This window comes from Streptomyces sp. NBC_01450 (assembly GCF_036227505.1).
In the GTDB taxonomy this organism is placed as follows: Bacteria; Actinomycetota; Actinomycetes; order Streptomycetales; family Streptomycetaceae; genus Streptomyces.
The window spans coordinates 2414518-2438299 of record NZ_CP109480.1; the positions used below are offsets into that span (position 1 = coordinate 2414518).

General features: G+C 72.1%; 20 protein-coding genes. 8 read left to right on the forward strand and 12 right to left on the reverse strand.

Annotated features, from left to right (window positions below):
• The first annotated feature begins 11 nt into the window (after positions 1-11).
• The 5 genes from OG568_RS11120 (at position 12) to OG568_RS11140 (ending at position 9608) form a co-directional block, all read left to right on the forward strand.
• Positions 12-1235 (forward strand): hypothetical protein, encoded by a 1224-nt coding sequence (locus tag OG568_RS11120; protein WP_329531345.1) that lies wholly within the window; start codon positions 12-14, stop codon positions 1233-1235.
• Between the two features lie 120 nt (positions 1236-1355).
• Complete coding sequence (locus tag OG568_RS11125) at positions 1356-1943, forward strand: hypothetical protein (RefSeq protein ID WP_329531346.1); 588 nt, start codon at positions 1356-1358, stop codon at positions 1941-1943.
• A gap of 45 nt (positions 1944-1988) precedes the next feature.
• Positions 1989-4022, forward strand: coding sequence for a hypothetical protein (locus OG568_RS11130; protein WP_329531347.1), 2034 nt, complete (start codon positions 1989-1991; stop codon positions 4020-4022).
• Between the two features lie 49 nt (positions 4023-4071).
• The gene (locus OG568_RS11135; RefSeq protein WP_329531348.1) at positions 4072-6222 is read left to right on the forward strand and encodes an ATP-binding protein; all 2151 of its coding nucleotides are present in this window, start codon (positions 4072-4074) and stop codon (positions 6220-6222) included.
• Positions 6223-6461: 239 nt separating this feature from the next.
• Positions 6462-9608, forward strand: a complete 3147-nt coding sequence (locus tag OG568_RS11140) for a phage tail protein (protein ID WP_329531349.1) — start codon at positions 6462-6464, stop codon at positions 9606-9608.
• A 12-nt stretch (positions 9609-9620) separates the two neighbouring features.
• On the opposite strand, the gene OG568_RS11145 is transcribed toward OG568_RS11140, so the two are convergent.
• Positions 9621-12368 (reverse strand): ATP-binding protein, encoded by a 2748-nt coding sequence (locus OG568_RS11145; protein ID WP_329531350.1) that lies wholly within the window; start codon positions 12366-12368, stop codon positions 9621-9623.
• 477 nt (positions 12369-12845) lie between these two features.
• Between OG568_RS11145 and OG568_RS11150 the strand changes: the two genes are divergently transcribed.
• Complete coding sequence (locus tag OG568_RS11150) at positions 12846-14027, forward strand: glycosyltransferase (RefSeq protein WP_329536326.1); 1182 nt, start codon at positions 12846-12848, stop codon at positions 14025-14027.
• A gap of 238 nt (positions 14028-14265) precedes the next feature.
• Here OG568_RS11150 and OG568_RS11155 read toward each other — a convergent pair whose 3' ends face one another.
• Positions 14266-15507: a DUF418 domain-containing protein gene (locus OG568_RS11155; RefSeq protein ID WP_329531351.1), complete on the reverse strand. Its 1242-nt coding sequence runs from the start codon at positions 15505-15507 to the stop codon at positions 14266-14268.
• Positions 15508-15708: 201 nt separating this feature from the next.
• On the opposite strand from OG568_RS11155, the gene OG568_RS11160 reads away from it, so the two are divergent.
• Entirely contained in the window at positions 15709-16380 is a 672-nt protein-coding gene (locus tag OG568_RS11160) for a response regulator (RefSeq protein WP_266428105.1), read from the forward strand.
• Positions 16377-17495, forward strand: a complete 1119-nt coding sequence (locus tag OG568_RS11165; protein WP_266588045.1) for a sensor histidine kinase — start codon at positions 16377-16379, stop codon at positions 17493-17495. The genes OG568_RS11160 and OG568_RS11165 overlap by 4 nt, the downstream gene beginning before the upstream one ends.
• A 110-nt stretch (positions 17496-17605) precedes the next feature.
• On the opposite strand, the gene ykgO is transcribed toward OG568_RS11165, so the two are convergent.
• The 10 genes from ykgO to OG568_RS11215 form a co-directional block, all read right to left on the reverse strand.
• Entirely contained in the window at positions 17606-17728 is a 123-nt protein-coding gene (gene ykgO / locus OG568_RS11170; RefSeq protein WP_054244622.1) for a type B 50S ribosomal protein L36, read from the reverse strand.
• 161 nt (positions 17729-17889) lie between these two features.
• Positions 17890-18150 carry a type B 50S ribosomal protein L31 gene (locus tag OG568_RS11175; RefSeq protein WP_266428127.1) on the reverse strand — a complete coding sequence of 87 codons (261 nt, stop codon included), beginning with the start codon at positions 18148-18150 and terminating at the stop codon, positions 17890-17892.
• A 65-nt stretch (positions 18151-18215) separates the two neighbouring features.
• Complete coding sequence (rpmG, locus tag OG568_RS11180; protein ID WP_266428130.1) at positions 18216-18380, reverse strand: 50S ribosomal protein L33; 165 nt, start codon at positions 18378-18380, stop codon at positions 18216-18218.
• A 355-nt stretch (positions 18381-18735) separates the two neighbouring features.
• Positions 18736-19977: a cytochrome P450 gene (locus tag OG568_RS11185; RefSeq protein WP_329531352.1), complete on the reverse strand. Its 1242-nt coding sequence runs from the start codon at positions 19975-19977 to the stop codon at positions 18736-18738.
• A 418-nt stretch (positions 19978-20395) separates the two neighbouring features.
• Positions 20396-20935, reverse strand: a complete 540-nt coding sequence (locus tag OG568_RS11190; RefSeq protein ID WP_329531353.1) for an FABP family protein — start codon at positions 20933-20935, stop codon at positions 20396-20398.
• A 204-nt stretch (positions 20936-21139) separates the two neighbouring features.
• Positions 21140-21715: a hypothetical protein gene (locus OG568_RS11195; protein ID WP_329531354.1), complete on the reverse strand. Its 576-nt coding sequence runs from the start codon at positions 21713-21715 to the stop codon at positions 21140-21142.
• Positions 21716-21742: 27 nt separating this feature from the next.
• Entirely contained in the window at positions 21743-21877 is a 135-nt protein-coding gene (locus OG568_RS11200) for a hypothetical protein (RefSeq protein ID WP_329531355.1), read from the reverse strand.
• Positions 21874-22242 carry a BlaI/MecI/CopY family transcriptional regulator gene (locus OG568_RS11205; RefSeq protein ID WP_329531356.1) on the reverse strand — a complete coding sequence of 123 codons (369 nt, stop codon included), beginning with the start codon at positions 22240-22242 and terminating at the stop codon, positions 21874-21876. The genes OG568_RS11200 and OG568_RS11205 overlap by 4 nt, the downstream gene beginning before the upstream one ends.
• A gap of 110 nt (positions 22243-22352) precedes the next feature.
• Entirely contained in the window at positions 22353-22523 is a 171-nt protein-coding gene (locus OG568_RS11210) for a hypothetical protein (RefSeq protein WP_329531357.1), read from the reverse strand.
• A 79-nt stretch (positions 22524-22602) separates the two neighbouring features.
• Positions 22603-23721, reverse strand: coding sequence for a helix-turn-helix transcriptional regulator (locus tag OG568_RS11215; RefSeq protein WP_329531358.1), 1119 nt, complete (start codon positions 23719-23721; stop codon positions 22603-22605).
• Positions 23722-23782 lie beyond the last annotated feature (61 nt).

A 23782-nucleotide genomic window follows, 5' to 3' on the forward strand; every position in this document is an offset into this window, starting at 1 on the left:
AGGAGCAGCCCATGCCGGCACCTCTGCGCCCGGAGTTCCACGAGGGCCAGACCCTGGCCGCCGACGACCTGTCGGCCGTGGTGCGGTACGACCGCGATGCCGCCGCACGCCACCACCGGCACCTGCACACCTGGGGAATCGCCTCGGGCCTGGAGGTGACGGTCCGCGCGCGGGCCGGGTCGGACGTCTACAAGACGGTCGTCGTCGGCAGCGGCACCCTCGTCGACCCGTCCGGCCGCGAGATCGTGGTGCCGGCCCCGGTCGAACTCTCCACACCCGACCAGGGGTTCACGATCGTCGACCCCGGCAACACCGCTCCCCGTCCGCTCATGCTCATGTGGAGCGACGAGCCCGCCACCGGTGGCGCCCCGGTGTCCTCCGGTGCCTGCTCCGCGAACGGCGCCGCCCCGCGCACCACGGAGGGCTTCCTGCTGGTGGTCGGCGCCCCCGGTGACGAGCTCGACCTCGGCGAGCAGCGGCCGCCCGCACCCGACGCGGGTCCCGACCGTCTCGACGGCGGCGACCGGGGCCGGGTGCTGCTCTCCTTCGTCACCTGGGCCACCGACGGCGAGGACGGCGGCTTCAGCGCGGTGCTGCCCCGGGCGAACGGGGTCGGCCGCCGGTACGCGGGCGTTCTCGCCGACCGGGTGTCCGCGCGCGGCGGCACGCTGGAGCTGGCGGCCGAACCCCGCCCGGTGGCCGGCAAGGTGGGGGTCCGGATCGGCGGTGCGGACGGCAGCCTGGACATCGGCCGGTTCAACGCGGCCGGCGCGCTCGCCCCGGCGCTGCGCGTCCTCGGCGACGGCAGCACCCGCATCCTGGGCGATGTGCGGGTCTCCGGCGGGCTGACCGTCGGCGGCGCCGTGGACAGCCCGCTGGTCAGCGGCGGTGTCCTCGTCCAGTCCGGCACGGCGACCCACGGTGTGGTCCTGCCGCTGCCCCCGCCGGTGACGGCGGATCAGGTGGAGTCGGGCGAGGTCGTCCTGCACGTCCAGGTGACGCCACGGATCCAGACCTACGGCGCTCCTGCCGAGAGCGGCGTCAACGGGTCCGGCTTCGGCGCCCTGCCCGTGGTGCTGCGCTGCGAGGTGGACTCCGAGCGCCGGCTGAGCTGTCTGATCGCCTGGTACTCGGGGCTCGGCCCCGCCCGGGCGCTCAACCACTTCGCCACCCTGCCGGGCACCGCCGACTACGTCGTCCTGGCCACCCGAACCGCCGCCCGCCCCGCCACCTGATCCACCTCCTGATCCCCCACTTGATCCCCTACTTGATCCGTCCGAGCCTCCGCCCCCTTATGTCCATCCCTCACGTCCGTCCCCACCCGTCCGTACGACAGTCACGAGAGCGAGTCAGTCATGGCGATCGCGGTACCGGCCCCGGCGGCCGGGCAGACAACCGGGCCGACCGTCACGGTCGTCCGCCTGAAGCACACCGGCCATGTGGTCGCCGCCCTCACCCGAACCGGCGCGGCTCCCCCGCCCGTCGCCGGGCAACTGACGGGCGGCGCCCTCCCGTTGGCCGTCCCGGGCGCCACCGGGCTGGTCCTGGTCCCTGCCGACCTCCTGACGGCCGAGGAACCCGGGGCGCCGCCCGGGCTGCTGACCGCGCCCTGGCACTGGTACGTGGACACCGGCGACCCGCGGGCCGTCGCCCCGGCGCCGCCGCGGCTCGTGGAGGTCTCCGGTGACATCCCGGCCGTCGAGTACGACGCCGGGTCGCTGCGGATCACCTCCCCCGACGACGAGAACGCCCCCGTCCTCCTCCTGGTCCATCCACCGGCCCAGTGGGGCACAGGCACCGCCGCCGTCATCACGCTCACAGCCCATCTCGACGGAAGCGGGACGGTCCTCATGGGCGACGGCGCCGTCGGGGAGAACGACCACGCCCTGGCTTTCGTCCGAGGACGACCGGTGAGCGTGTACGTCACCGGGCTCCTCAACTGACACACGGTCGCGTGCGGATCACATGAGGACGGAGAGGCGACGGGTATGACGACGTTCCCCACGGATGCGACGGCCGACGGCGGCGACGGTCTCCTCGACGCGCTCGGCGGCTGCACCGTGCTCGACTGCCGGGTGCGCGTGGTCAGGACCGACGGCTGGAGCTGGGGCCCCGACCCGTCCGAACTGGCCCGGGGCGCGGTCGCGTTGCTCCCCCGCATTGTGCGGACCCACCTCGCCGACGCACTCCACCGCACCGGCCTGCCGCTCCCCGCCTCGATCGTCGCCCCGCGCTCCGGCCCCGTACCACAGGACCTGGAGGTCACCGTCCCCGTGCGCATCAGGGCCCACGCCTCGCTCGACGAGCTCTCGGCCGCGGCCACCCGCGCGAAGGCCCCGGACGACGCGTCCCCCTCGTCAGGACCCGACGTGGCGGTGCCCCTCCACCGCGGCAACTCGGGATCGGTGCCCCCAGATACCCCCGCCCACCTCCGTGCCGCGGGATCGCCGACCGGTGCCGGGCCGAGTGCCGAGGCCCACGAGACCGTGGACTCCGACGCGGTGCGGAGCCTGGGTCGGCCGGTGCCCGAGCCGCCCTTCGACCGGGACCGGGTGCTGGTCGGCCTCCTCCACGAGGCCTCCGCCTGTGGGGCGCTGGACACCGTACTGGCCCGGCTCGGTGAGGAGGCGCTGCGGCTGCTGCTGAACGCCCTCGACGCGGCGGGACGCCGTACGACGCCCGCGCCCGGCCCCCCTCCGACGGTGCCGCCGGCTCCCGCCCCCGGTGCCACCGAAGGCGCCCCGGGAACGGTCGACGCATCCGCGCCACCCGACCCGGACGCCCTCACCACCGCCCTCCTGTCGGCCCTGCGATCCCTGCCGTCCGGCGGGCGCGACACCCCACGCACCGTCACCCCCACCGGCCCCGAGCCCTCCCCGGGCGCCGACGGCGCATCACCCGCGCGCCCCGCATCCGTCCCCGGCGAGACGCGGGAACGGCACGACTGCGGCTCCATGTCCGGTTCCATGTCCGGCACGATCACCGACATCGACCGCGCACTCCCCTTCCTGCTGCTCCCGCCGCTGCACGACCGCGGCTATCTGGAGGCGCTGACCGCCGTCCTCACCGGAGGGGGCGCACGGGACGCCGACGGTGCGGCCTTCGCCGCCTGCCTCGCGCACAAGGTGCTGCCGCCGCCCGCGCACGGCTGGCTGCGCGCACCTCGGGACACGCACGCGGTCGCCGTCTTCGCGGGGACGACGGCGCCCGCCCACGGCATGCCCGACGCCTCCGCATCGGATCTGGAACGCCGGCTGGGCCCGCTGCTGCCCCTGCTCGACGCCCGGCTCGGGCTGCAAGCCGCCCAAGGGCACACCGCCACCAGCCCGTTGCTGCTGCACGCGCTGGCTCCGGACCGGCTCCTCCTGCTGGACCTCGACGGTCTGTACCCGGTGTGGGAGGCGGCGCGACCCGCGGAACTGCTGCGGCCCTGGGAACTGGCCGGACGTCCCCTGGTCCTCCTGCCCGCCCGGTCCGTCGCCTCCGAGGCCACCGGGCTGACGCACGCTCTGGACGCCCTGGGCATCGGCTTCGTGACCGATCTGCCGCCCGCGCGTGGCGAGCGGCTCAGCCGGGTGCCCGGTCCGCGTCGCTGCTGGACCAACACCGGGGCGCCGCTCCCGTCCCGTACCGCGCCCGACGACGCCCTCGTCGGGGCGGCACGGCGCCTGACGTACGAGGCGTCGCGCGCCGCCCGGTTCGTGGAGGCCCTGGTCGAGCTGCGCCCGGCGGTCCGCACCGGTCAGGCCCCGGCGGTCGAACGCTCGACGACGCTGGCCGTCGGGGTCGCGCTGGCCGACCTCGCCTGGACGCTCTGGTCGCAGCGGGAGGCCACCGATCCCGTCGACGCCCTCGACCGCTTCGCCGACCTGGGCGCCCGCGTGATGTTCCACGACAGCACCGTGGAGATACGGCTGCCGCTGGGCGCACGTCACGCCGACCTCTACCGGCACCGGCTGCTGGCCGATGTGCCGGACGTGCCGTGGTTCGGCGGCCGCACCGTCGTCTTCACAGGAGGGTGAGATGCCGAACCGACCCGTGCGGCCCCAACCAGCCCTCACAGCAGCCCACTTGGCTTTGCGTCAGGGTGCCGTCCATCGCGCGCTGCGGATGGCCGCGGCCCGCCGTGCGAAGCGTTCCGCGCTGCTCGCCGGGGTGGAGCTCTCCCCGTACTGCGTGACCGACCAGCAGGCCGGCCTGCTCCTGGACCTCACCGATCCCGCCGACGTCCATCCGGCGTCGGGTCCTGCCGAGCTTCCGGCCGACCAGACGGACGCGGAGCGCGAACTGCGCCGCCAGGCCGCCGCCGACGGTGCCGCGCTGCCGCTCGACGCGCTGGCCCGCGCCGCGGAGCTGGACTCCTTCGAGTGCGACGCGCTGCTGTTGTGCCTCGCCCCGGCGCTGGCGCCCGAACACGCCCCGCTGTTCGGCTATCTCGTCGACGACCTCGACCAGCGCCGTCCCACCGCCGAGCTGATCCTCACCGTGCTGGCGCCCACACCGGCCGAACGGTTCGACCGACTGCCCGCGCTGGGCCCGTACGGACGGCTGCGCCGCTTCGGTCTCCTGCTCCAGGACGGCGCCCCGGACCCGTACGGCGGACCGGAACCCTCCGGCGCGGATCTGCTGCGCCCGCTGCACGTGCGCCCCGAACTGCCCGCGTTCCTGCTGCACGGCCTCGGCGATCCGGGCCTGCTGGCGCACGACCCCGGCCGGGTACTCGCGCCGCGGTCCCTGCTGCTCGACACGCGGACCCGCGCCCGCGCGGCACGGCTGGCCGCCCACCTCGTCTCCCGCCCGGCGGGGATCGCCGCGCTGTGGGGCCTGCCCGACGGCAGCCGGCGCGACGCGGCATGCGCCGTGGCGCGGCAGGCGGGGCTGGCGCTGCGCCGCACCCCGGACCTGGAGCTGTGCCGCAACCCCGACGACGTACGGGCCGCCCTGGGGCGGGCGCTGGCCGCGGCGGCCGTGCTCGATACCGGGCTGTGGCTGCCCACCGACGACTTCCACGCCCCGGACGCGCAGTGGGCGGCGAAGGCGGCCGTCGACATGCTGACCCGGGCGGGCGTTCCGGTCGTACTGACCGGCCGGACGCCTTGGCGTCCGCTCGCTCTGCTCTCCTCGGGCCGGTACGCGGAGGAGTCCGCGGACGAGCCCGGCTACCGGGAACGCCGGGCGCTGTGGAACACCGCCACCACTGGGACGGACCCGGGCCCGGACCCCGCTCTCCTCGACGAGTTGGCCGCCCGCTTCCGGTTGACGCCCTCTCAACTCCGGTCGGCCGTAGGGCTGGCCGAGTCCGACGGCATGGCGCTGGAGTCGGCCGTGCCCCGGGTCCTGACCGCGGGACCGGCCCGGCTCGCCGAGGTCCGTACGCCCACCCGCGGCCCCTCGGACCTCGTGCTCCCCGTGGAACAGGAGCGGCAGATCGACGAACTCGCCGCGGCGTTCCGTGCCTGGCCCAAGGTGGCCGAGGAGTGGGGCTTCGGCGGGCAGCACGGCGGGGCCGGACTCAAGGCCCTGTTCACCGGCGAGCCAGGCACGGGCAAGAGCCTCGCCGCGGAGGTGCTCGCCGGAGCGCTCGGCGTGGACCTGCTCAGGGTCGACCTCGCGCAGACCGTCTCCAAGTGGGTCGGCGAGACGGAGAAGAACCTCGACGAGGCCTTCGGGCACGCGGAGGCGACGGGCGCGCTGCTGCTCTTCGACGAGGCGGACGCCGTCTTCGGCAAACGGGGCACGGTCGACCGCGGCAGCGACCGCTACGCCAACCTCGAGGTCGGCTATCTGCTGCAACGTCTGGAGCGCAGCCCCGCGTTGGTCGTCCTCACCACCAACCTGCAGGGCAACCTGGACGAGGCGTTCACCCGCCGTTTCCAGTTCGTGGTGCACTTCACCCGGCCCGGCGAACGGGAGCGGAACCGGCTGTGGCGCATGGCGTTCCCCCCGAGCGCCCCGCTGGACGCGCGGCTGAGCCTGGCGGGACTCGCCCGGCTCGATCTCACCGGCGCGGGCGTCATGGCCGTCGCGCGCTCCGCCGCGCTGCTCGCGGCGGAGAACGACAGCGCGGTCATCGGCCGCGAGCACCTCTGCGAGGCGATCGTGCGCCAGTTCCGTCAGGAGTCACGGCTGCTGCGCTCCGGCGAACTGGAGCGGGCGCTCGGCCCGGCGCCGGTACCGGGCCCCGACAGGGCCGACCGCGACGACCCCCATGGCCGAGCATGAACACCCCCACGCCCGGCGCACCGACGCCCCCACCCCCGGTGACCGGCACGGGCCCCGGACCGGCCCGACCGTCCCCCGGCAAACTCAAGTCCCTACGGAAGCGCCCTGCGCCGACAAGGGGTTCGGCGCGTGGGGCGCGTACGACGGATGGGGCGCGTACGACGGACAGGGCACGCACGACGGGTGGGACACGTACGGCGGATGGATTCGCGCCGGCGCCGGGGCCCAGTGCCGCTCGGGTGCGGGGGCAGGGCTCCGCCTCCGCGCCGCACACGCTCGCGCCCGCGCGGCGTCCGGGTCGGGCGGGCCCCGGTGTCGGCAACGCCGTCGCCGTGGCGCTCGCCGCCCGCGATGCCGGGGCGTCGGCCGGTCCCGCCCGCGGCGAGGCCCCAGGTCGGGCCGTCGCCAGCAAGAAGGCCGTCGTGCCGGGGCTGCGCCGGATCGCCGCCCAGGTCACCGCGGGCAAACGCGCCCTCACGCGGCACCCCGAGCCCGCCACCGAGGCCGCGGCGGCCCAGCACGCGGCCGTGGCACCCCCGGGCGAGCGTGCCGCGTTCGCCGGGCAGGACCAGGCGGCGGCGATCGCCTCGGCGCAGGCCAAGCCGTTCGCCCGGGCCGAGTTCATCGCGAAGTTCGAGAAGCGGATCAAGGACCAGCAGCCCACCACCCGCGAAAAGGCCGAGGAGTTCGCGGACCCCGCCCGTGCGGACACCCTCACCCCGCAACTCTCCGGTGAGGCGCACGCCGCCGCGGAGGCCTCGTCGGGTGAGGTACGGGCGACCGCCGCGACCCCGCCCGACCCCACGCGCGTACCCGAACGACCTGCGGTGGCGCTGACGCCCGACCGGCCGCCGCCCGTACCGGCCCCGCCCCGCGCGGCGGACGCCGTACCGGCGCCGGTGCCGACCGCCACGGTGGACTTCTCCGCGCATGCGAGCGGTACGACGGACGCGATGGACAGGGCGGGTCTCACCGACGAGACCCTGGCGGACGCCGGCGAACCGGCGTTCTCGACCGCCGCGCGGTCGAAGAAGGCCGCGGAGAAGGACTCCGCCGCGGCGCCGGATTCCTTCCGCGCCAAGGAAGCGGCGCAACGGGCCGCGGCCGAGCAGCGGGCGGCCGCCGCGGGCGGTACGGCGATGGCCGCCATGGCGGGTCTGCGGGTCGCCGCGGGCAGGTCGGTGGGCAGCGGCAAACAGGCGGCCCAGGCACGTACGGAGGCCCGCCGCGCCGAGGTCACGGCCGCACTGACCACGATCTACGAGGAGACCAAGCAGGCTGTCGAGGCCGCGCTCGCCGGCCTCGACGACACGGTCCGCGCGCTCTTCGACGAGCGGGCGGGGCAGGCCCGGAGCCGATTCCTCGCGGCGTGCAGGAAGAGCTGGTGGGACTTCTTCAGCGGTGCTCCCGACTACGAGAAGCACGCGGCCGTCTACACCGCCGAGATCCGGGGCGTGGTCGACGAGATCGCCACCGTCGTGGAGAAGCGCGTCAACGACGCCCGGCAGAAGGCGGCGGACGGCCGCCGTCGGATGGCCGACCACGTCGCGGGCCTGGAGCCCGCGCTGCGCGGGTTCGGGGAACAGGCGGCCGCCGGATTCGCCGCACGGCACGACGCGTTGGAGGCGTCCGTCGACGAGAGGGCGGACGCGATCGTCGACCTGCTCGCCGAGTCCTACGCGCAGGCGCAGGAGGCGACGAACGCGGCGCTCGCGGAGGTGAAGCAGGGCAACAGGAACCTGTGGGACCGGGCCCGCGACGCCGTGGTGGGCGCGGTCAAGATCTTGATCGACCTGAAGAACCTGCTGCTCGGGGTGGTGAAACGGGCGGCCGGAGTGGCCGATCGGATCGTACGGAATCCCCTCCGATTCCTTTCGAACCTCGGCGCCTCGGTCAAGGCCGGGCTGACCGGGTTCCTGTCGAACATCGTCACCCATCTCAAGGCGGCCCTGAAGGACTGGCTGTTCGGCAATCTGGCCGCGGCCGGGGTGGAGCTGCCCGAGCAGTGGGATCTGCGCGGCATCGTGAAGACGGTGCTGTCGCTGTTCGGGATCAGTTGGGCGTTCATCCGCGCCGAGTTGCTCAAGCACATGCCCGAGCCGGTGCTGAACACGGTGATCGGCGCGATCAGGGTCATCGGGGTGATCAGGGACAAGGGTGTCGGGGGCCTGTGGGAGGAGATCAAGGAGAAGGCCGGCGACCTCAAACAGCAGGCCTTCGAGATGATCAAGAGCTTCGTCGTGGAGACCGTCCTGAAGGCGGGCATCACCTGGCTGCTGTCCCTGATCACTCCGGCCGGCGCTCTGGTCAAGGCGGTCATGGCCGTCCACGACTTCCTCACCTTCCTGGTGGAAAAGGCCCGCGCCCTCGCCGAGTTCGTCAACTCGATCCTCGACACGCTGGAGGAGATCTGCGACGGCGTGTCCCAGAAGGTCGCCACCAAGATCGAGTCCTCCCTGGCCCGGACCCTCCCCCTCGCCATCGACCTCCTCGCCCGCGTCCTCAAGCTCGGCGCGATCCCCGCGAAGATCAAGAGCGTCCTGGAAAAGGTCGGCGCCCCCGTCCGTGGTTTCATCTCCCGGCTGATCACCAGGGCCGCCGCGTACGGCAGGAAGCTCATGACGGGCGGCAAGAAGGCCCTCGGCAAGCTCGTGGGCAAGGCGGACCGGCGTACGCCCGCGGAGAAGAAACGCGACGCCGAGAAGGGCGTCGAAGTCGCGACGAACGCCGTCAACGCGCTTTCGGGGAGCGACGTCGGAGCGAAGGTGATCCGCCCTGTGCTGGTCGCCGTCCAGGTGCGCTATCGCATGGCATCCCTGAAACCGGTCGCGAAGGACGGCGTCTGGTACGTACACGGCGTCATCAACCCCAAAATCGTGGGGAAGTCGAACAAGAAGGTCGCGTTCGAGCTCGCGATCACGAGAAAGAGGACGGGCACGAATTCGGCGACTCTCACCGCGACATGGTTCTGCCCCGACCCGCCCAAGGACCTTGACGCGAAGATCAGGGCGCTCCAGCAGGCCAGCGCGCGCGGCGAGCTCAAGAAGACGAAACCCAAACGCCATCCGTCCCGGACCCGCGCGTACCGCAGGTCGATGGAGAAGAAATACCGGGCGGTGGTGCAAAAGGGCAAGGAGATGGTGAAGGCGGGCAACGAAGAGGCAGGCAAGGCGAAGGCGGCAGAGGGCAGGGGAGCGCTGGCGAGGCTCAAGGGCCAGGACGTCGATCATCCCGTCGAGCTGCAACTCGGCGGCCTGGACAAGACATCGCTGATGCGCATGCTGGACAAGACGATCAACCGGATCTTCGGCAGCCGTATCTACAAGGCGATGGTGGGCCTGAAGCGGGGAACCAGGATCAGGATGCGCTTCAAGCGGCGCACCTGACCGGCTTACCTCTCACAGCCCCCGCCGCGCCAGCTCACTCCGCGACCGCACCCCCAACTTCCGGTACACATTGCCCAGATGGAACTCCACCGTCTTGGGGCTGAGGAACAGCGCCGCCGCCGTCTCCTTGTTGGTCGCGCCCCCGGCGACCAACGCGGCGATCCGCCCCTCCTGCTCGGTGAGCCGCGCACAGGTCGTACGCCCGCTGCGCGCCCCTGCCGCGCGCAACTCGCTGCGGACCGCCTCCTCCCACGGCACCGCACCGAGCACGGAGAAGACCGACAGCGCCTCCTCCAACGCGTCCCGCGCCTGTGGCGTACGCCCCGTACGCCGGAGCCACTGCCCGTGGCAGAGCAGGGTCCGCGCGCGCTCGAAGACGACGGCGCCGCGCGCATGCCATTCCAGGGCCTCGTGGAAGGCCGCGTCGACCGCGCCGGGCGTGCCGTTCCCTTCGGCCTCCAGCAGCAGGGCGCGGCAGCGGGCGCTCACCGCGAGCGCCCAGGACGGCCCCGAGCGCCGCATCTCCGCGTCGAAGCGGCCGTGTTCGTCCACCGCTTCCCCGATCCGTCCGCTGCGTAGATACGCCTCGATCAGGTTGGCCGCCCACGGGGCCACCGACGGGTCCTCGATGCCCGCGCTGCGCGCCAGCGCACCGGCCCGTTCGTAACCGGCCACCGCCTCTTCGTACTTGCCCGCTCCGAGGGCCAACAGGCCCTCGGCCACGGCGATCTGGCCCATGACGAGTTCAAGGCCGTGTGCTCGCGCGACCCCGGCGGCGCGGGCCAGTATCGCCCCGCACTGGGCGACCTGGCCCTGCGCGGCTTCGAGCCGTGCGAGCGCGACCAGCCCCTGGGCCAGGGACGCGGTCTCCCGCCGTTGTTCGGCGCAGCCGACGGCTTCGGTGGCGTCCGCGCGGGCTCCGTGCCAGTCCCCGGTCCACAGCCGGATCCAGGCGCGGCAGCCGAGCGCGGCCGCCCGCTGGGCCGACGTCGCGCCGCCTTGCGAGCCGCCGTGCGGAGCGGGCTGGTCGCCGAGCACACGGTCGAGCAGGACGCAGGCGGCCTCGTACTCCTCCAGCCAGCCCAGTACTTCCGCCCGGCCCACCAGCGCCCTCGCGGCCTCGCCCGCGGTCTGCCCCAACAGCAGTTCGCGGGCCTGGCCGCGCTCGCCGCGCAGGGCCAGGACCTGGGCGAGATGGACGGCCGCCGCCTCCGCGAGGTCCCCGCCGCACAGCCGGGTGAGCCGGTACGCCTGCCACGCACTGCCCAGCGCGGCCCTGCTGTCGGCCGCGTGGACCGCGGAGTCGACCGCTTCGAGCAGGAGTCGGGCGGCCCGGTCGGGCTCCCCGGTGAGTCGTCCTGCCGCGTCGCGCAGCACCCGGTGCGCGGTCCTGGGGTGGCCGGTCGCGCCGCGCTGGCGCGCCTGGAGAACGGCCAGTTCGCGGCGCAGCGCGGGCGCGCGGGCGAGTGCCATCGCCCTGCCCAGCAGCGTCTGTACGTGTTCGGCGGCTCCGGCCCGCTGTCGGCAGACCGCGGCCAGGTACAGCAGCCGGGCGGTTTCGTCATGGTCGTCGGCGAACCCCGCGGCTCGCTCGTACAGTTCGGCGCCCGTGTCCGGGTCCGTCTCCTCGGTGGCGCCCGCCGCCTCCTCGACGGCCCGCACCACGTCCGGGCTCGGGCAGGTGTGCGCGGCGGCGAGGTGGCGGCCGACCACGGGCCCGCGCAGAACCTGCGCGAGCACGTGGTGGACGCTGCGCCGCCGCGACGTAGGGGCGTCGTGGTAGGCGACGAGCCGCAGTCGTCGGTCGGCGAAGACCAGTCGGCCCCTGCGCAGTTCGACGACGCCCTCTTCTTCCGCGGGCAGCAGGGCGTCGGGCGCGTGTCCGAGCAGTTCCAGTGCGCGCTGCAGGTCGCCGCCGGCGACGTCGCCGGCCGCGGCGGGCACCAGCAGGGCGGCGCGGGTGGAGTCGGGGAGCCGGGCCAGCGTCGGGAGATGGGCGTCGCGCAGCCGTTCGCCGGGGGTGAGGGGGTCGTCGAGGGGCAGGTGTCCGGAGCACTGGCCCGGGGTGAGGACGGCCGGCAGTTCGGTGAGGGCGAGCGGGTTGCCCTCGGCGACGGCGAGCAGCCGGTCGGCGACGAAGCGGCGCAGCGGGTGCCGGGCCGACCGCTGGAGCAGGGTCCGGGCGTCGGCCGGGTCCAGTGGTCCCAGCCTCAGTTCCGGTACGCCGGTGACGGCGGGGCGCAGGGCGGATCCGGCGGCACCGCCGCGGTGTTCGGCCGTGAGGAGCAGGGCGATCGGCTCTTCGGCGATGCGCCGGGCCACGAAGAGCAGCGCTTCCCTCGACGGCGTGTCGAGCAGATGCGCGTCGTCGATCGCGAGCAGGAGAGGACGCCGTGCGGCCGCGGCGCCGAGCAGTCCGAGCGTCGCCGCGCCGACCGCGAGCCCGGTGTCCTCCGGCCGCTGCTGTCCGGTGGCCAGCAGATGACCGAGCAGGTCACGCTGGGGTGCGGGCAGTCGTGGCAGATCGCAGCGGTAGGCCTGGACGACCTGGTGCAGACCCGCGTAAGGCAGTCCCGATTCGGCGGCGGCACCCGCGAGGTACACCGCCCGGACGGTGTCGTCGAGGGTGAGGATCCTGCGGAGCAGGGTGGTCCGTCCCAGCCCCGGTTCTCCTACGACGAACAGCGCGCCACCGCGCCCGGACGCCGTCTCACGGAGCAACCGGGCCACCGCGGATGCCTCTGCGATCCTCCCGAGCACATGTGCGCGGCGGTACGGGAATCAGACGCGTGGCCCCGCGTCCCCGGTGCCGCTTCCCCCCTGCGTCAGTGTGGCACGCACCGCTCGGCCGGAACCGGGAAATACCCAGACATTCACCCTTCCGCTTCAGCCGAGCTCGCGTTCCGACGCCGTTGACCACGCGGCCGGCCTGCCCGGCGGAGGGGCCGGTGGATTGTACGTGCCGCGCAACCCCGGGACAGGAAAATTCTGGCCTGTTTTTTACCGTCCGGTTGGTGTGAGAACGGCCGTCAGGCCCGCGACCTCCGCCTCTCCATTCGGCTGATCACCCGAACGGTACGCCGTAACCAATCGTGTCCGAATTCGAAACGACGAGTTCACGAGCCCGCAAGTTTCCCTTGTGTCCATAGCGGAGAACCCGCAGATCACAGGGGTTGAAAAGGTTTCCTCCCTTTCTGCGAGACAGGCCAAGAGGTGCGCGTGATGGACGAACTGCGTGTGCTGTCGATCTATGAAGGATTCTTCTCGGGCGGGGCCCGGATCGTGCACAGCGATGTGGTGCTGGGGCTCCACGAGGGTGGCCAGCGACATGCGGTGCTGAGCGTGAATGGCGAAATGTATCGGGAGGAGACCCGGCAGCGGATGGAGGACGACGCCTGCTACCGGTCACTGACCGCGGCAGGCGTGCCGGTCACCTCGCTGGACCGCACCCCCGGGACTCCCGGCGCCCCGGAGACCTTCACCGGACCGGAACTGGCGTCCACCACGCGGGCGGTGGCGGCCGCGGACGTCATCCTGTCCCTCAAGGAACAACCGCTCGGCCTGCTCAACCAGGCCGGACTGCCCCGCCGGCCCGTCGTGGTCTGCCTGCACCGCTCCGACCCGGAGAACCAGGGCGCGGCGCTGGACGAGCTGCGGACCGCGGTCGCCGACGGCCGGATCGCCGCCGGGATCTGCTGCGCGGAGTCGACGCGCGCGGCGTACGCCGCGGCCGGGATCCCGGCCGGACTGCTGCACGTCATCCCGAACGGCGTGGATCTGCTGCGGTTTCGCCCCGACCCGTTCAGACGCGCCCTGCTGCGGACGTCCCTGGGCATCCCGGAGGGTGCGCCCGTGATCGTCTTCGCGGCACGCTACGCCGCGATGAAGAACGTGCCGCTGTTCCTCCGTGCCGCCCGGGCCTGGCTGCGCCGACAACCCGACGGCCATGTCCTGATGTGCGGCGCGGGCATGACGCGGGTCAACGGCTGCCTGAGTGCGGACATCGCCACCGTGTTCGGCGACGACGCCCCGCTCGCCGACCGCCTCTCGCTGCTCGGCGTGCGGCACGACATGGAGACCGTCTACGCCGCCGCCGACGTGGTGTCGCTGACCTCCTCCAGCGGCGAGGCGGCTCCGCTGTGCCTGATCGAGGGCATGATGTGCGGGGCCGTGCCGGTCGCCACCGACGTCGGCGACAGCGCCTCGATCGTGACCGGGCACGGCTTCCTCACCCCGCCCGACCCCGAAGCGATCGCCCTGGCCTGGTCCGAGGCGGTTGCGCGTGGCCCCGAGTTCGCACCGGCGCTGGCTCTCAGCCGCGAACGGTTCAGCCGCACCCGGATGATCGCCGCGTACGCCGCGCTCCTCGAACAGGTACGCAGCAGGTCGGGCCGGGTACCTCTCCCGGAACCCTTCTGAGAGCCCGCCACGAAGGGGCGCCCCCGGGCGCATGCCCCGACCGAGACCAACGCGGCGTCCGCCGGGAGGACCTCACTTACCACGGTTTCACCGGGCGGCAGGTCGAGCTCCAGTTCAGGAAGGCCGGGGCCGCCCACTACAGCACGGTCAAGGCCGTGAAGACGGGAACCCACGGGAAGCTCAGCACCAGGCGGCGGCCGTCAGGGGCCAGGGCTCCTGACGGCCGTTCGACGGGGCCTCACCGGACGTGCTCCGCGACCCTGGTGGCCTGGCCGAGCAGCCACTCCAGCGGTCCGCGGGCGAAGAAGCGGGACCAGAGGGTCGCGAACGCCGTCACGGCCACGAGGAAGACGAACAGCACGTGCAGCGGGGCGCCGGGTAGTTCGTCCATGCCCAGGACGTGGATGCCGACGATGTGGAAGACGTACGCGGTCAGGGACATCGTGCCCACCGCGATGACCGGAGCGGCCAGCCGGCGAAAGTACGGGAAGGCGTCGGTGGCGGCGAGGCACGCGGCCAGGACCAGGATGGCGACACCGGCGTTGGCCACGATCGAGAGAGTCGTCTCGCTGTGCGGCGAGGCCGCCAGCAGCCAGGCCGGGGTGGTGCCGGTCGGGTAGCCCGCGGTGTCGGACCACCAAGCCGACATGACCGAACCGCCCTCGCCCGCGCCGGCGACCTTCAGGGCGGAGGCGGCACCGGGAACGAGGTGCAGGGCCAGGAACGAGCCGCCGTAGCCGAGCACGGCCAGCGTGACACCGGTGATCGCGAGGCGTGTCCGCACGACGGTGGAGGCCAGGTCCAGCCGGGCCACTGCCATGCCCGCGACGACGAACGGGAGCCAGGCCAGGGCCGGGTAGCCGCCGGTGAAGAGCAGCGAGACGATGCCGTCCGCGTCGGCCGGCCAGGCCCAGATGCCGCCCGGACCACCACCCTCGCCGCCGCCGGGATCGAGGATGTGCTGTGCCACGTACAGGACCTGAGGCAGGATCAGCGCACCGCTCGCGGCGATGACGGCCAACGGTCGGGCACTGAGCCGGTACAGCGGCAGGACCAGCAGGAAGTACAGGCCGTAGAAAGCGAGGATCACCTCGACCGGGGTGCCGGTCAGGGTGAGCGCGGTGCCCAGGGCCAGCAGGACGAAGGCGCGGATCACCACCTTGGCGACCGCCTGGCGGCCCGCCCGGCCGGTCTTGGGGGTACGGCGGCCGGTGATCAGCGCGATCGAGAAGCCGGCCAGGAAGGCGAAGAGCGCGGAGGCCCGGCCGTGAGCCAGTTCCATGAAGAAGCCGGTCGATCCGCCGTCGGAGGGATCAGGGCCCACGTGCGCCGCGTACATCCCGAAGACCGCGAGCCCCCGGGCGAGATCCACTCCGATCAGGCGCCCCATCGCGGGCCGGGCATCAGGTTGTCGCGTGGTTCCGGATGCCTCCGGTCGAGGCCGTGCGACGAGCGCCGTGTCGTCTGCGTTCAGCGTCATGGCCCACAGGCTGGAGAGGGCGCCGATCACGCGCTATCCGGCAGGCGTCCGGTCAACGCCCCCCGGACGACTGGAACCTACCCGCCAGGTGGCTGGGCCGTCCCGCCAGCGCGCCGCACCGGGCTTTCCCCGTTCTACGGTCGCAGTGACGACAATCGACATCGACGACATCAATGACATCAATGACGAGGCGGAACGTACGTGATCCGGGTAGTGGTGGTGGACGACGAGGCCCTGGTGCGGTCCGGCTTCGAGCTCATCCTCGGTGCGGCCGACGACATCGAGGTCGTCGCGACCACGACGGGCGCCGAGGCGGTGGACGCGGTACGGCGGGAGGGGCCGGACGTCGTACTGCTGGACATCCGGATGCCGGACGTCGACGGTCTGACCGTACTGCGGCAGTTGCGGGCACTGCCGGACGCGCCCGTGGTGGCGATGCTGACGACGTTCGACGCCGACGAGTACATCCTCACCGCGCTGCGCTCCGGCGCGGCCGGTTTTCTGCTCAAGGACACCGAGCCTGACCAACTCGCGCAACTCGTACGAACCTTGCGCGCCGGCGGTGTCGTGATGTCTCCGAAGGCGTCCCGTGCCGTATGGCAGAGCCACCCGGGCGCGACCGCCGCGGACGACGAGGAGGCCGCCCGCGTCGGACGGCTCACCGAGCGGGAGCGCGAAGTGCTGGTGCTCATCGCGGAGGGCCTGTCCAACGCGGACATCGGCAGTCGCGTCCACCTCAGCGCGGGCACCGTCAAGGACCATGTCAGCGCGATCCTCACCAAGCTGCGCGTGAACAGCCGGGTGCGGGCCGCGCTGCTCGCCCAGCGGGCGGGCCTGCTGGACGGGCGGAACGGGTCGGAGGACCGGCGATGAGTGCGAGCAGGCCGTGGTGGGCGCGGATCCCGGATCCGGTCGTCGACGCGGTGGTCGTCGCCGTGGCCGCCGTGGACGTCTTGATCAACCTGGGGAACGCGAGCCGCCTCGCGACGGCGGCGGCAGCGGTCGCCTGTGGCGCGCTCGCCCTCCGCCGCCGCTTTCCGCTCACGGTGTTCCTGCTCACCCTCCCGGCCAGCCTGATGGTGGACATCGTCTTCGCCTCGTTCGCCGCGCTGTTCACCCTCGCCGAGCGCTCCCGCGACCGCCGGCTCCTGGTGACGGGCGCCTTTCTGTTCGCCGGCGCCTCCGCCGTGCCCTGGCCCCTGGGCAACGTCGGCTCACACGAACGCGCCTGGACGCTGATCTACTTCCTCTACACCCTGGCCACGGCCGCCGCCCCCGTCCTGCTCGGCCAACTCGTCCAGGCCCGGCGGGACTTGGCCGACCGGCTCGCGGAGATCGAGAAGGCCCGCGAACACGAACGGCTGATGCACTCCCAGGCCGTCCTGGCCCGGGAACGCGCCCAGCTCGCCCGCGAGATGCACGACGTCGTCTCGCACCAGGTGAGCCTGATCGCCGTACAGGCGGGCGCTCTTCAGGTCGCGGCCAAGGACCCGTACTTCAAGGAGGGTGCCCGCACCATCCGTTCGCTGAGCGTCGACACACTCGACGAACTGCGCCACATGGTCGCGCTGTTGCGGGCCTCCGGGGGCCGCTTCGGCGAACTCAGTCCGCAGCCCACACTCGCCGACCTGCACAAGCTCGTGTCGACCAGCGGCATCGAGACGACGCTGACCGGCGAGCTCCCCTCCGCCATCGGCACCCCCGCGCAACGCGCCCTCTACCGCACCGTGCAGGAATCCCTGACCAACGTACGCAAACACGCGCCCGGCGCGGCCGCCGACGTCCGCCTGTGGCACACCGGCGACCGCTTCGGCGTCACCGTGACCAACAACGCCCCCACCCGGCCCTCCCTGCCCCTGCCCGGCTCCCAGCACGGCCTCGTCGGCCTCCGGGAGCGCGCCGAACTCCTGGACGGCACCTTCGAGTCCGGCCCCACCCCCGACGGCGGCTACCGCGTGACGCTCCGCATCCCGACCGACGCGGACTGAGCGCGACGCTATGGACCGTACACGTCGGGACAAGGCTCACGCCCGTACCGCACGCCGACTTCGGGCGTGCGGTACGGGCGTGGTGTGTGCCGGTCGTCCCCCGGGTCCCGTCAGCCCTGTCGGGCCTTGAAACGCGGGTTCTTCTTGTTGACGACGAAGACCACGCCTCGTCGACGGACCACCTGAGCCCCCGGCTTGGACTTCAGTGAACGCAAGGACTTGCGCACCTTCATGAATCTGTCCTCCTCGTGGGCGAATCCATTTGGTGATGTCGGTCCCACCCCATGCGTGCCAGAAACCCTGAACACTTAACCGCTTAAGTGTTCACGGTTTCCGAGGAGGGTGTCCCCAGCGGCGGATTCGCCGACAGCATCCCGCTGGGGACCGGCCCCCGTCAGTGCCGCGGCGAGGCCGTACGGCCGTAACGGCGCTCGAAGCGCTCCACACGGCCGGCGGTGTCCAGGACCCGTGAGGTCCCGGTGTAGAACGGATGGCTCGCCGACGAGATCTCGACGTCGACCAGCGGGTAGACACTCCCGTCCTCCCACTCGATCGTCTTCGACGAGTGCGCGGTCGATCGGGTCAGAAACGCGACGTCCGCGGCCCGGTCACGGAAGACGACGGGACGGGATTCGGGGTGGATGCGAGGCTTCATGAGGTTTCCTCCCTTGTGACGGTCGACGGTCCGGTGACGCTCCGCCCGGTGACGCCGGGCTCGGCTCAGCGCTCCTCCCGGAACGGGACGTGCTCACCGACCACCGGGTCGTACTTACGCAGGACGAGTCGGTCGGGGTCGTTCGCGCGGTTCTTCCGCGTCACGTAGGTGACGCCGGTCCCGGCTGTCGACCTCAGCGTGACGACGGGTCGCGCGCTGCTGCGTGCCATGAGGTCCTCCTTCCGCCCACATGACGCGATCTTGACTCGCGCATGTCAGCTACGTGTGCTGTAACAGCGGACATGGTCGGCGCATTCCCGCGGGTGAAAGGCAGGAGCACAGGGGGCCAGGGGCCGGAGGCGAAATGAAACAAGCCCCGCCTCCGGAACACAGGAGGCGGGGCTGTGGAGCGCCGGGCAGGCCTTGCACCTGCATCTCCCCGCAGGAAGCGGGGCGTCTTTCCTTGGACCACCAACGCGAGGCCTACCGCCGAGATGTTCCGGCGGGCTGCTCAAGATCAATCATAGCGCAGCCGGAGCGGTGCGTGACACCACCAGGCATGCCGCCTGCCCGGAAAGCCGCGGGCTACCAGGTGACCGGCAGCGCGGCGACGCCGTACGCCAGCGCGTCCTCCTTGAAGTCGATCTCGTCCAGCGTGGTGGCCAGTCGCAGCGTGGGCACGCGCCGGTAGAGCGTGCCGTAGACGACCTGGAGCTCCACTCGCGCGAGCTGCTGGCCCAGGCACTGATGGACGCCGAAGGCGAACGCGTTGTGCTGGCGGGCATCGCGGAGCAGGTCGAGGCGGTCGGGCTCCGGGAAGGCTTCCGGGTCCCAGTTGGCGGCGGGGAGGGAGACGATGATGCCGTCCCCGGCGCGGATGACCTCACCGCCGATCTCGATGTCCGCCAAGGCGATCCGGCGCTGGCCGGTGTGGGCGATGGTCAGATAACGCAGCAGTTCCTCCACCGCTCCGGCCACGACCTTGGGATCGTCCGTCTCGCGCAACAGGGCCAGCTGCTCCGGGTGCTCCAGCAGGGCGAGGGTGCCCAGCGCGATCATGTTCGCGCTGGTCTCGTGCCCGGCGATGAGCAGGATGACGGCCATGAGGGACGCCTCGCCCATGGTCAGTTCGCCTGCCTTCACCAGGGCCGCCAGGTCGGACAGCGTGTCCTCGGCGGGGTTGTCCGTCTTGGCGTGGATCTGCCGGGCCAGGTACTCGCCGAGCGCGACGCTCGACTCACGGTCCTGCTCGGCCGATGACGTCTGACTGACCGCGACAGTGGCGTGGTACTGGAAGAACTCGTGGTCCTCGTACGGGACTCCGAGCAGTTCGCAGATCATCAGCGTCGGAATGGGCAGACCCAGCGCCTGGACCAGGTCGGCCGGCTTCGGTCCGGCCAGCATCGCGTCGATGTGCTCGTCGGTGACCTTCTGGATGGCGGGGCGCAGGGCCGCCATCCGCTTGGCGGTGAAGGAGGAGGTCAGCATCCGGCGGAGCCGGGTGTGGACAGGGGCGTCCGTGTTGAAGAGCGTGTCGGGGTGGTGGTGCGCGTTCTCCGCCATGGCCTTCTTCGGGAACGGAAAGCCGGGCCGCTTGTCGTCGACGCTGACGCGGGAGTCGCCGAGGACGGCCCGCAGATCCTCGTGGCGGGTGATGAGCCAGGGCGTGCTGCGGTCCCAGATCCGCACCTTGCTGATCGGCTTCGCCTCGCGGATCTCCGCAAGGACCGGCGGCGGCGCGAACGGACAGGCGGCCGCCCTGGGCGGCACGAACTCGGGGATCTCCTCGACGGCGTCGCTCGCGGTTCCCGTCAGTGTCTCAGCCATGTCACTCCTCGGTGGGGGGGGGCTCCCTCGGATCGGGGAGCGGGGTCTCAGAGGGGCTCTGGGCCCCATGAGATCGGAGCGGACTGACAGCTACGGGTCACTTCACTGACGGGAACCTGACGTGACTCAGATCACGCACATATACCCTGCGCCCCGGCGTCGGCCGACCGCAGCCCGGGGGCGAACGGGCCTCAACCCTGCGCGCGCCCTCGGCAACCAGCGTGGTTTTCCTGGGCAGTTTCGTCATGGAAAACGGCGCCGAGACCCCCTGCCCCCTCCCGACGACCGGCGACGCCACGGAAATCGAGGCCGTACTGCGCGGCCGTCTGGCAGCTGCCGCACCCGAGTGACCCGCATCTCCGCCACGCCCGCCGCTTCCCGACCGGACATCCCCATGCACGTGACGGCGAGTGCGGGCCTACCCCCTGCGCCGCAGCGTCGCGGAGAGGTGGTGCTGCAACGGCTGCCCCATCGCCGCGAGGTCGTGGACGAACGTGAGCGTGTCGTCGATCAGTGAGTAGGTCCGGCGGGTGGCGTTGACCTCCTTGGCCGTGGGCGTAAGGGCCACCTCGCGGGTGGAGAGCTCGACCGTGTTGTCGGCCGCACGGCCGACGGCGATCTCGGCGATGCCGGTGGGCTGGGTGGTCAGCGCCTCCACCCGTCCTTCGGGCTGCAGCCGCCACCAGCCGCTCTCCCGAGCGGACGGGCGCAGTGGTGTGTCGTCGGCGTCCAGCAACCAGGCTCGGGCCTCGTAGCGAAGGAAGGGGCGGCCGTCGTGGCTGAAGGTGACCTCCTGCGCGTACGCGAAATCCCCGGCGAGCGTGGGATACCCGCCGTGACCCCGCCCGTGCCAGGTACCCAGGAGTCCGATCACCGGTGCGAGAAGCGCGTGCGGGGCGGGCGCTTCATCCGGTCGATGGACGTCGGGGTACGGATACTCCGGTGCGGGGTCGAACATGGTGTGCGCTCCTGGGATCGAGGGCGGTGCCGGGTCGAAGCCTAGGGTGCCGACATCGCTCCCCGCGGCGCCCGTCGCCACCATCGGTGACGGAGGTGACACCGCACCCGGCGTGCTTCATCCCGGCTCCACCGAGGGAGAGCCGACCCACCTGGGGATCTTCGGCTACTCAGGACCGGCTGCCGCACCGAGACCCGTCTGCGCTCAGCCCGTCGTGGTGGACTTCGCCCCGGAGGGCGTGACGGCGTACCACATCCCGCCCTTGGCCTGGCCGTTCAGCTGTCCGGCCTGCGTGTCACCCACGTATCGGTACAGCGGCCAGCCACCAAGGGTGAGCTGCGTCTCGCCGTTCCGGTGGACCGTGCCGAGAAGGCTCTTCTCCACCCCCGTGGTCTGCACGGAGTCCTGCACTATGACGGGTACCCACGTCTTCGTACACTCACCGGCGCACGTCCACTTGGATGGGTTCGCCTGGTCCTTGTCGTAGCGGTAGAGGGTCATCCCCTTGTCGTCGGTCACCACGCTGCCCACGCCCTGGACCGCCCTGGCCACCACCGTGGTGGTCGTGGCCGTGTCCCCGCTGCCGGCCGGTGCGGAGGTCACGGACTGCGGGGCGGTCGGTACGGGGGACGCGGAGTCCGACGCGGCCGTGGCGACCGGAACGGCGCTGCCGGGGCCCGTACCGGTGGAGGTGTTCTCCGTCGAGCCGCCGCATGCCGCCAGAAGGAACGCGGAGGCGAGCCCTGCGGCCGAGAGGAGGACGATGCGTCGCTGGATCACGGAGTTTCCCTTCGCCGGTCGTACTACTTACTCCCTTAGTACGTAGGACAACTCCCGTCCGCTCAGCGACCGGTGCCACATGGCGAAGCCTTGACCGTCGGCGGTGGAGAAGCCCCTGAGCACGGCCGCCGTGCAGCCGACCAGGACGGGGGCGGCGTTCACCGCTTCGCCTGTCGGCCCACGTTCCGCAGAACCCTGCGCAGAGCGGCCACTTCTTCCTCCGACATGTTCTCCACGAACTGGAGCAGCGCGGCCGAGCGGTCCTTGCTCTCCCCCAGGCCGTCCTCCATGAGTGCGGCGGCGTAGGCCTCCCGGCTGCGGACCGGCGCGTACAGCCAGGCGCGGCCCTGCTTGCCCCGCAGCAGCCAGCCCTTCGTGTAGAGGATGTTGGTGACGGTCATCACCGTGGTGTACGCGAGGGGGCGGGTCTTGTTGATGTCGTCGACGACCTCGCGCACGGTCGCCGGACGGTCCCACGTCCAGAGGCGATCCATGATCTCCGCCTCCAGGTCCCCCAGCCGCCGCATGGCCCGACTCCCTCTCGCCGCCGAGTACGTAGCGCCATAGTAGACGGCTCATCTGTCGCGCTTCCGCGTGCGGAGGGAAAGATGCTCAGCTCAGGAGCCGTGCGACATGCTCAGTGCTCCTTGACTGCACGCAGCAGTGTGATGCCGAGCCACGGACCGCTGTACCAGTACTCGGGGCCGAGTCCGCGCAGCGTGCCCTGGCCGATGTGCTCGGCGTACTTCCTGGCCATGGGCCAGAAGTCGGCGACGAGCAACTGCCCGCCCGGGCGCAGTACCCGCATGGCCTCAGAAGGGACCGCTCGTGATGCGCTCGCCGATCGGCCCGTTCGACCGAACAGCTACCCGATGGGGGTGTTCACGTCAGTGTTCAACGTGACGGGCCAACCGGCGATCTCGATCCCCGTCCACCACGACGCCGCCACCGGCTTGCCCGTCTGCGTCCAGATCGTCGCCGCACCGTGACGGGAAGACCTCCTGCGCCAGGTGTCTCGCACCCTCGAGCTCGGACAGTGCCTGGAGCCGGTACTCCCTCGGGGAGCACCCGTAAGCGGTGCGGAAGGCGCGGGTGAATTCGGAGGCACGGGGGAAGCCCCAGCGGGCGGCGACGGCGTGGATCGGCGTGCTGCCCAGTGAGGAGTCGGCCAAGTCACGGCGGGCGCTTTCCAATCGCCGGCCGCGGATCCAGGCCGCGACCGTTTCGCCCTGCGACTCCTGTTGAAAGATCCGGTACAGGTAGCTGCGGGAGATGTGGTGCGCGGCGGCGATCGCGGACGGCGTCAGCTCCGGGTCGTGGAGGTTCTGCCGGATGAACGCCTGGATGCGTTGCGCTGTGGCCCGCCGGCGCGACTCCTGCGGAAGGGCGGCCTCCGCGTCCAGTACCTGGGCGAACCAGGCCGACACCAGGTCGAGTACGACCGTACCCAGGCGTGGCGCGTCGGACGGCTGCAGGGTGTTGGCCTGCCGGTCCAAGCCCACGAGGAACTCTGCCAGCAGGGCGCCGGTACCCTCCCGTCCCGACAGCCCCCGGCCCAGCAACTCCCGGACGAGGTGCGGCGGCAGGGGCAGCAACGCCTTGGGGAAGTCCACGCCCACCCCCTTGACGGCACGGCGATCCCGGTCGTCCGCCGGCCGGAGGTCGTACGGCCGCGAGCCGTCGACCATGTGCAGATCACGTGGGCCGAACGTGTCGGTCCGTCCGGCGTGCTCGAGAGCCAGCCCTCCCTCGAGCAGCAGCGTCAGGTGATACGACTCGGGGTCGGACCGTCGCACCATTTTTCCGCTCCGCCGGTAGCGGGTCGGCAGGAACGACGACGGCCATACGGTCACCGGGCCCAGCTCCATCAGCCGGTACTCCGCCCAGTAGTCGGCGGTGTGGGCACTGATCAGGTCGCTCGAGCGTGTCCGGACGACCAGTTCCCGCCAGTAGTCGAATCTGTCTTCCGCAGGCACGTCCTCGGTTCGGAACACGGTCCCGATCATTCCGTCCCATCTCCCCTACGGCCTGCCAGGCGTTCCCGTCACCATCCTCGCATCTGGAGAT